We start from the raw sequence: 7,815 nt of genomic DNA on the forward strand, positions 1-7,815 counted from the left end.
TCCAGCCCGTCCGGCGTTTGAGGACGAGGCCCGTTCAGGGCCGAAGCGGGGGTCCGGGGGCGGCAGCTCCCGGCAGGCCAGCACCCTCGCCGGGCATTCAAATCAACGGGCGTACGCTTAAAGGCGCCGAAGAATCAATCGCTAGGGAGCCGGTCGTGTCCGCAGTCGCACCCGACGGACGCAAGATGCTGCGCCTGGAGGTCCGCAACAGCCAGACCCCCATCGAGCGCAAGCCCGAGTGGATCAAGACCCGGGCGAAAATGGGTCCCGAGTACACGAAGATGCAGAACCTCGTGAAGAGCGAGGGCCTGCACACGGTCTGCCAGGAAGCCGGCTGCCCGAACATCTACGAGTGCTGGGAGGACCGCGAGGCGACATTCCTCATCGGCGGCGACCAGTGCACGCGGCGCTGTGACTTCTGCCAGATCGACACCGGCAAGCCGGAGGCGCTCGACCGCGACGAGCCGCGCCGGGTCGGCGAGTCCGTGGTCACCATGGACCTGAACTACGCCACCATCACCGGCGTGGCCCGCGACGACCTGCCCGACGGCGGCGCCTGGCTGTACGCGGAGACGGTGCGCCAGATCCACCAGCAGACCGCGGAGCGCGCGGACGGCCGCACCAAGGTCGAGCTGCTGGCCCCCGACTTCAACGCGGTGCCGGAGCTGCTGCGCGAGGTCTTCGACTCCCGCCCCGAGGTCTTCGCGCACAACGTCGAGACGGTCCCCCGGATCTTCAAGCGCATCCGCCCCGGCTTCCGGTACGACCGCTCGCTGAAGGTCATCACCGACGCCCGCGACTACGGCCTGGTCACCAAGTCGAACCTGATCCTCGGCATGGGCGAGACCCGTGAGGAGATCAGCGAGGCGCTGAAGCAGCTGCACGAGGCCGGCTGCGAGCTGATCACCATCACGCAGTACCTGCGCCCGTCCGTGCGCCACCACCCCGTGGAGCGCTGGGTCAAGCCGCAGGAGTTCGTGGAGCTGAAGGAGGAGGCCGAGCAGATCGGCTTCTCCGGCGTGATGTCCGGCCCGCTGGTGCGTTCCTCGTACCGCGCCGGGCGGCTCTACCGGATGGCGGTCGAGAAGCGCGACACCGTCGTCGCCGGCCAGGCCGTCTGACGCACCGTCAGCCTCCGCCGGGCCGACGGGGGCACGGGGCGTGTGAATTCACGCACAAGGCCCTACTCGCCAGTAATGGCCGATACGCCGCGGCTCCGACCGTCCTCGCAGATGAGGGCACCGGTCGGGGCCGCGCCGCCGTTCCGGCCCCCGGCACCACCGCTTCATGTGCGTTTGACCGGGGGGTCACGCCCTGGTAACACCAATCAGTGACCCTGGAATCACACCACGTACACCCACACCCGGATCCGTACCGAGGGGGGACCTCCACGATGCAGGCCGCGCCCGTCCGCGCCACCACCGTCCGCGCCACCGCCATCCCGTCGTTCACCACGGCCCTGCGGGCCGTCGAGTCGCTGCTGATGAACAGCGGCCAGCGCACCGCCCGGCGCAACGCCTGGACCTCCGTGCTGGAGGACCGCCGCCGGGCCAAGGACCGGATCGAGACCGAGCGGGTCCTTCAGCAGCAGGTCGCCGGCGGCCGTCTCTGACCTCCCCCGTACGGCGGCGCCGGGCACTGCCGTCGTACGCGCCTTCCCGGCCACGTAGACTTCACGGCATGGCGAGGAAGGAACCTGCAGCGGACGCTGCGAATCCCGGGCGACTGAAGCAGATCGCTCTGACCTACAAGATGACCCGCAAGGCCGACAAGAAGATCGGTCTTGTGCTCGCGGGTGTCGGCATCGTCGTCTTCGGTGTCCTCCTCGCGATCGGTTTCCTGATCGGTCACCCCATCTATCTCGGCATCCTGGGCGTGCTGCTCGCCTTCCTCGCGACGGCGATCGTCTTCGGGCGCCGGGCCGAGCGGGCGGCCTTCGGTCAGATGGAGGGACAGCCGGGCGCGGCGGCGGCCGTACTGGACAACATCGGCCGGGGCTGGACGACGACCCCCGCGGTCGCGATGAACCGCAGCCAGGACGTGGTGCACCGCGCGGTCGGCAAGGCCGGCATCGTGCTGGTCGCCGAGGGCAACCCGAACCGGGTGAAGTCCCTGCTGGCGGCCGAGAAGAAGAAGATGAACCGGATCGTCGCCGACGTCCCCGTCCACGACCTGATCGTGGGCACCGGCGAGGACCAGGTCGAGCTGAAGAAGCTGCGCACGACCATGCTCAAGCTCCCGCGCGTCCTGACCGGCCCGCAGGTCACCGCGACCAACGACCGGCTGCGCGCCCTGGGCGACCTGATGAGCAACATGCCCCTGCCCAAGGGTCCGATGCCCAAGGGCATGCGGATGCCGAAGGGCGGCAACCCCCGGCGCTGAGCCCGGCGGGCCCCGGCACTCGGCACCCGAACGCGTTACGGCGATGGGGGCGCCCGGATCACTCCGGGCGCCCCCATCGCCGTAACGTCACCTCGGCGGCCGCGGCCGCTAGATCCGCACCTCGACCGTGCGCGCCAGCCGGTCGTGCAGGCCCCGGCCGTCCCGGTCCCAGATCAGCGCGGGGATCGCCACGCACAGCAGGACGGACCGCAGCAGGGCGCGCAGGGGGCTGACGCGGCCCGTGCCCAGCTCCACCACGCGCAGGCCGAAGAGGCGCTTGCCCGGGGTGAAGCCGATCGTGCCGACGGTCAGGACGCTGAGCACGAAGAAGATGAGCAGCGCCCAGTTGCTCGCGGTCTGGCCGTAGCTGCCGGTGATCAGGCCGTATGCGATCAAGGAGCACAGGGCCCAGTCGACGGCGAGGGCGCCGAGCCGGCGGCCCGGACGGGCGATGGAGCCCGGCCCCTCCTCCGGCAGCCCGAGCTGCTCGCCCCGGTATCCGAGATCGGCGCCGGCCCCTTCGATGGCCGCGCGCGGGCCGGACAGCCACGATCCGATTGCTTGCCTGTTGTCCACCCGTCCACGGTACTGCGCCCCCTTATGCCCCAGGGACGGCGGGGTGCGCGGCGGGGTACACGGGTGGGGTGTGCGGGGCCCGGATGGGGCCTAGGCTGGAAGGGAGCCGGTTAACTTCTGCGAAACAAATGGGTCACGCCCGAGAAATCACCCGTCCTTAGGGTCGATGCAGCGTGTGCCACCCGCACTGGCCGCACGAACGATCTACCACCCCGGCGGGACGGTCGGGAGTAGGAGGAGCTGGATGTTCCAGAACGCCGACGAGGCCAAGAAGTTCATCGCGGACGAGGACGTCAAGTTCGTCGACGTCCGGTTCTGCGACCTGCCGGGCGTCATGCAGCACTTCACGTTGCCCGCCGAGGCGTTCGACCCCGATGACGAGCAGGCCTTCGACGGATCCTCGATCCGCGGCTTCCAGGCCATCCACGAGTCGGACATGTCCCTGCGCCCCGACCTGTCCACGGCGCGCATCGACCCGTTCCGCCGGGACAAGACCCTCAACATCAACTTCTTCATCCACGACCCGATCACGGGCGAGCAGTACTCCCGCGACCCGCGCAACGTGGCGAAGAAGGCCGAGGCGTACCTGGCCTCCACCGGCATCGCCGACACGGCGTTCTTCGGTCCCGAGGCCGAGTTCTACGTCTTCGACTCCGTCCGCTTCGCCACCAGCGCGAACGAGTCCTTCTACCACATCGACTCCGAGGCCGGCGCCTGGAACACCGGTGCGCTGGAGGACAACCGCGGTTACAAGGTCCGCTACAAGGGCGGCTACTTCCCGGTCCCGCCGGTCGACCACTTCGCCGACCTGCGCGCCGAGATCTCCCTGGAGCTGGAGCGGTCCGGCCTGAAGGTCGAGCGCCAGCACCACGAGGTGGGCACCGCCGGCCAGGCCGAGATCAACTACAAGTTCAACACGCTGCTCGCCGCGGCCGACGACCTCCAGCTCTTCAAGTACATCGTGAAGAACGTGGCCTGGAAGAACGGCAAGACGGCGACCTTCATGCCGAAGCCGATCTTCGGTGACAACGGCTCGGGCATGCACGTCCACCAGTCGCTGTGGACGGGCGGCGAGCCGCTCTTCTACGACGAGCAGGGCTACGCCGGCCTGTCGGACACCGCCCGCTACTACATCGGCGGCATCCTCAAGCACGCCCCGTCGCTGCTGGCCTTCACCAACCCGACGGTGAACTCGTACCACCGCCTGGTGCCGGGCTTCGAGGCGCCGGTGAACCTGGTGTACTCGCAGCGCAACCGCTCCGCCGCGATGCGCATCCCGATCACGGGCTCGAACCCGAAGGCCAAGCGCGTCGAGTTCCGCGCCCCGGACGCCTCCGGCAACCCGTACCTGGCCTTCTCGGCGCTGCTGCTCGCGGGCCTGGACGGCATCAAGAACAAGATCGAGCCGGCCGAGCCGATCGACAAGGACCTCTACGAGCTGGCTCCCGAGGAGCACGCCAACGTGGCCCAGGTCCCGACCTCCCTCGGCGCGGTCCTCGACCGCCTGGAGGCCGACCACGAGTTCCTCCTCCAGGGCGACGTCTTCACGCCGGACCTGATCGAGACGTGGATCGACTTCAAGCGCACGAACGAGATCGCCCCGCTCCAGCTGCGCCCGCACCCGCACGAGTTCGAGCTGTACTTCGACGTGTGATCGTCGTTTCCGGCGTCCGGCGTCCCCGCTCCTGTCTCGCAGGGGCGGGGACGCCGTCGTTTGCGCGGGCCGACCCTCCTGGTGTACTAACACGGATGTTCGATCGACGGAACGGGGAGAGTGGCGGGAATGTCCGAACGGGACGACGAGCAGCGGGAGTTCGACCTCAAGTGGGCCGACGGCGCCGAGCACAAGGAGCCCTCCGCGCGTGCCCGGATGCTCGCCGCGCGCTGGAAGGAGAACCCGCCCGGACCGGTGCCCTTCCGCGCCGACCCGGAGCACGTGGGTTCCGGCCGCAGGTCGTCGTGGGTGTCCACCGCCGTGGTGCTCGGCTGTGTGGCGGCGGTGATCGTGCTGATCGGCTACATCAACTTCAGGGCGCCTTACTAGAACCTCGCCGGGTGCACACTGGACAGCGGGACGAGTGCGCGACTGCGGGGTGATGCAGATGCAGAGCCGCTTCCGGAGCGACCGACGGCTGACCGTGCGCATGGGGATCACACTGTTCCTGCTCGGTCTGCTGTACGTGGGCTTCATCGCCGCGCTGATCGCGCTGCTGAAGTCCTGGGTCCTCGTCGTGGTGATCGTGGCCCTGGTGTTCGGGGCGCAGTTCTGGTTCTCCGACCGGATCGCGCTGTTCGCGATGCGGGGCCGGGTCGTGGAGCGGGACGAGTACCCGGAGCTGCACGGAGTGGTCGACCGGCTCTCCGCGATGGCCGGCATGCCGAAGCCGGTGGTCGCCGTGTCGGCCATGGACATGCCGAACGCGTTCGCGACCGGGCGGAACCCGGACAACGCGGTGATCTGCGTGACCACCGGCCTGCTGCGCCGGCTGGAGCCGGCCGAGCTGGAGGGCGTGCTCGCGCACGAGCTGTCGCACGTGGCGCACAAGGACGTCGCCGTGATCACGGTCGCGTCGTTCCTCGGCGTGATCGCGGGACTGGTCGTGCGGTTCGCCTTCTACTCGCAGCTGTTCGGCGCCGGACGGCGGGACCAGAACACCCTGGTCGTGTTCGCGGCCGTGATGGGCGTCTCCGCGGCGGTGTACGCGCTGAGCTTCGTGCTGATCCGGGCCCTGTCCCGGTACCGGGAGCTGGCCGCGGACCGGGCCGCCGCCCTGCTCACCGGCCGCCCCTCGGCACTGGCGTCGGCGCTCACCAAGGTGACCGGCGACATCGCCCGCATCCCGACGAAGGACCTGCGGACGGCGCAGGCCTTCAACGCCTTCTACTTCACGCCCGCCCTCGGCGCCGAGCCCGGCCTCGGACGGCTCTTCTCCACCCACCCCGGTCTGGAGGAGCGGCTCGACCAGCTGGGCCGGATCTCCGCCGAACTGGGTGAGGCGGCGACGCCCGGGAAGGCCTGAGTCCGATGGGCCTGCTCGACATCCTGCTCGGCCGTTCCAGGCCCGTCGCGCCCGACCTGGACCGGCTCTTCGCGCTGCCCTCGGCGGCGGTGGGCCTCCAGGCCGCGGCCGGTTTCACGCCGACCGGGCGGGGCGCGGTGTGCTTCGCGACGGTCGAGGGCGCCGCCTTCGAGCAGACGCACCGCGAGGTCCGGGCCCTGCTGGACGCGGACGCCGGCCGCACCCCGGTGGAGCTGAGCCACGACTCCTACGGCTACTCCTGGCTCGTCTCGCACCGCTCCCCCGACGAGCTGCCGCTGCTGGTGAACGACCTGCACGCGGTGAACAGCTCGATGGAGGTCAACGGCTTCGGACCGCAGCTGCTGTGCTCCCTGGCCGGCTTCCGCGACGACGACGGGCGGCGGCTCGCGCTCGTCTACCTCTACAAGCGCGGCACCTTCTACCCGTTCGCGCCCCTGCCCGGCGACCGGCAGCAGCGGGACAACGCGCTGGAGCTGCGGATACGTGCGGTGCTCGCCGGCGAGCTGCCGGTCGAGGAGGACCTGGGCCGCTGGTTCCCGGTGTGGGGCGCGCCCGGCCTGTGACCGGCTGGGGGCCGGCTGTCAGTGCTGTCGTGCAGGATGGCCGTACCGGGAGGCTACGGGCGGGCGGAGGCCGGCATGGGTGACGGACGGCGGCACATCGGGACGGCGGAGCGGCGCGCGAGGCTCGCGCTGCGGCAGCGACTGGCGGGCGGGGCCCGCGCGGACAGCCCGGAGGAGGTCGCCGGCTCGCTGGTCGCGCTGCACGGCACGGACCCCGCGACGGTGTATCTGGCCGTCGGGGCAAGGCTGGCGGACCCGGCGAAGACGGTGGGCGAGACGGAACGGGCGCTGTACGAGGACGGGACGCTGGTCCGGATGCACGGCATGCGGCACACCGTGTTCGTCTTCCCGACCGCGCTGACGGCGGTGGTGCACGCGTCGACCGGTCTCACCGTGGCCGCCCGGGAGCGGGCCGCGCTCCTCAAGCACATGGCGGCGGCCGGGGCGCCGGACGCGGCCTGGCTGACGGAGGTCGAGGAGTCGACGCTGGCGGCGCTGGCGCGGCGCGGACAGGCGACGGCGGCCGAGCTGTCCCGGGACGAGCCGCGGCTGAAGGAACAGTTCGTGTACGCGGCCGGGAAGAGCTACGAGGGCGTGCACACGGTCTCCACCCGGCTGCTGAAGGTGCTGGGCGTGGAGGGCAAGGTCGTACGGGGCCGGCCGCTGGGTTCGTGGACGTCCAGCCAGTTCCGCTGGGCGCCGGCGCCCGCGCATCCCGAGCTGGACACCGCCGGGGCGCAGGCGGACCTGCTGCGCCGCTGGCTCACGGCGTGCGGGCCGGCCACCGAGGAGGACCTGAAGTGGTGGACGGGGTGGCGGGTGACGGAGGTCCGCCGGGCGCTGGCCGCGATCGGCGCGGAGGCGGTGACGCTGGACGAGGGCACGGGGTACGTGGCCGCCGGTGACGCCGGTCCGGTGGCGGCGCCCGCGGAACCCTGGGCCGCACTGCTGCCCGCGCTGGACCCCACGGCGATGGGCTGGCGGGAGCGGGACTGGTACCTCGCGCCGGAACTGCGCCCGGCGCTGTTCGACCGCAGCGGCAACGTCGGCCCGACGGTGTGGTGGAACGGCCGCGTGATCGGCGGCTGGGCCCAGCGGGCCGACGGCGAGATCGTCTGGCGGCTCCTGGACCACACGGACGTCGGCCGCGAGGCCGAGGCGGCGATCACGACGGAGGCGGAACGGCTGGCGTCCTGGGTGGGGACAACGCGGGTGACCCCGCGTTTCCGGACCCCCCTGGAACGGGAGCTGTA

Annotated in this window: 9 protein-coding genes; 8 read left to right on the forward strand and 1 reads right to left on the reverse strand. The window is 70.9% G+C overall.

Annotated features, from left to right (window positions below):
• Nucleotides 1–155: 155 nt before the first annotated feature.
• The 3 genes from lipA (at nt 156) to GTW67_RS17240 (ending at nt 2,382) form a co-directional block, all read left to right on the forward strand.
• Nucleotides 156–1,121, forward strand: a complete 966-nt coding sequence (gene lipA / locus GTW67_RS17230) for a lipoyl synthase (protein ID WP_161165710.1) — start codon at nt 156–158, stop codon at nt 1,119–1,121.
• Between the two features lie 272 nt (nt 1,122–1,393).
• Nucleotides 1,394–1,612 (forward strand): SCO2195 family GlnR-regulated protein, encoded by a 219-nt coding sequence (locus GTW67_RS17235; RefSeq protein WP_161165711.1) that lies wholly within the window; start codon nt 1,394–1,396, stop codon nt 1,610–1,612.
• Between the two features lie 68 nt (nt 1,613–1,680).
• Nucleotides 1,681–2,382: a DUF4191 domain-containing protein gene (locus tag GTW67_RS17240; RefSeq protein WP_161165712.1), complete on the forward strand. Its 702-nt coding sequence runs from the start codon at nt 1,681–1,683 to the stop codon at nt 2,380–2,382.
• Nucleotides 2,383–2,490: 108 nt separating this feature from the next.
• On the opposite strand, the gene GTW67_RS17245 is transcribed toward GTW67_RS17240, so the two are convergent.
• Nucleotides 2,491–2,958, reverse strand: coding sequence for an RDD family protein (locus GTW67_RS17245; RefSeq protein WP_161165713.1), 468 nt, complete (start codon nt 2,956–2,958; stop codon nt 2,491–2,493).
• Nucleotides 2,959–3,202: 244 nt separating this feature from the next.
• Here GTW67_RS17245 and glnA point away from each other — a divergent pair, with 244 nt between their 5' ends.
• The 5 genes from glnA to GTW67_RS17270 all read left to right on the forward strand — a co-directional run.
• Nucleotides 3,203–4,612 carry a type I glutamate--ammonia ligase gene (gene glnA / locus GTW67_RS17250; RefSeq protein ID WP_161165714.1) on the forward strand — a complete coding sequence of 470 codons (1,410 nt, stop codon included), beginning with the start codon at nt 3,203–3,205 and terminating at the stop codon, nt 4,610–4,612.
• Nucleotides 4,613–4,741: 129 nt separating this feature from the next.
• Nucleotides 4,742–5,002 carry an SCO2583/SCO2584 N-terminal domain-containing protein gene (locus GTW67_RS17255; protein ID WP_202437352.1) on the forward strand — a complete coding sequence of 87 codons (261 nt, stop codon included), beginning with the start codon at nt 4,742–4,744 and terminating at the stop codon, nt 5,000–5,002.
• A 58-nt stretch (nt 5,003–5,060) separates the two neighbouring features.
• The gene (gene htpX / locus GTW67_RS17260; RefSeq protein WP_161165716.1) at nt 5,061–5,978 is read left to right on the forward strand and encodes a zinc metalloprotease HtpX; all 918 of its coding nucleotides are present in this window, start codon (nt 5,061–5,063) and stop codon (nt 5,976–5,978) included.
• A gap of 5 nt (nt 5,979–5,983) precedes the next feature.
• Nucleotides 5,984–6,562: a PspA-associated protein PspAB gene (pspAB, locus tag GTW67_RS17265; protein ID WP_161165717.1), complete on the forward strand. Its 579-nt coding sequence runs from the start codon at nt 5,984–5,986 to the stop codon at nt 6,560–6,562.
• A 75-nt stretch (nt 6,563–6,637) separates the two neighbouring features.
• Nucleotides 6,638–7,815, forward strand: a 1,178-nt coding sequence (locus GTW67_RS17270) for a winged helix DNA-binding domain-containing protein (protein WP_161165718.1), incomplete at its 3' end; no start/stop codon positions are given.

This window comes from Streptomyces sp. SID5910, assembly GCF_009862125.1.
Taxonomy (GTDB): Bacteria; Actinomycetota; Actinomycetes; order Streptomycetales; family Streptomycetaceae; genus Streptomyces.

What these genes read in the sequence shown, in the direction of transcription:
- GTW67_RS17235 (WP_161165711.1), top strand. Translation starts at nt 1,394, where the DNA reads ATGCAGGCCGCGCCCGTCCGCGCCACCACCGTCCGCGCCACCGCCATC.
- GTW67_RS17240 (WP_161165712.1), top strand. Translation starts at nt 1,681, where the DNA reads ATGGCGAGGAAGGAACCTGCAGCGGACGCTGCGAATCCCGGGCGACTG.
- glnA (WP_161165714.1), top strand. Translation starts at nt 3,203, where the DNA reads ATGTTCCAGAACGCCGACGAGGCCAAGAAGTTCATCGCGGACGAGGAC.
- GTW67_RS17255 (WP_202437352.1), top strand. Translation starts at nt 4,742, where the DNA reads ATGTCCGAACGGGACGACGAGCAGCGGGAGTTCGACCTCAAGTGGGCC.
- htpX (WP_161165716.1), top strand. Translation starts at nt 5,061, where the DNA reads ATGCAGAGCCGCTTCCGGAGCGACCGACGGCTGACCGTGCGCATGGGG.
- pspAB (WP_161165717.1), top strand. Translation starts at nt 5,984, where the DNA reads ATGGGCCTGCTCGACATCCTGCTCGGCCGTTCCAGGCCCGTCGCGCCC.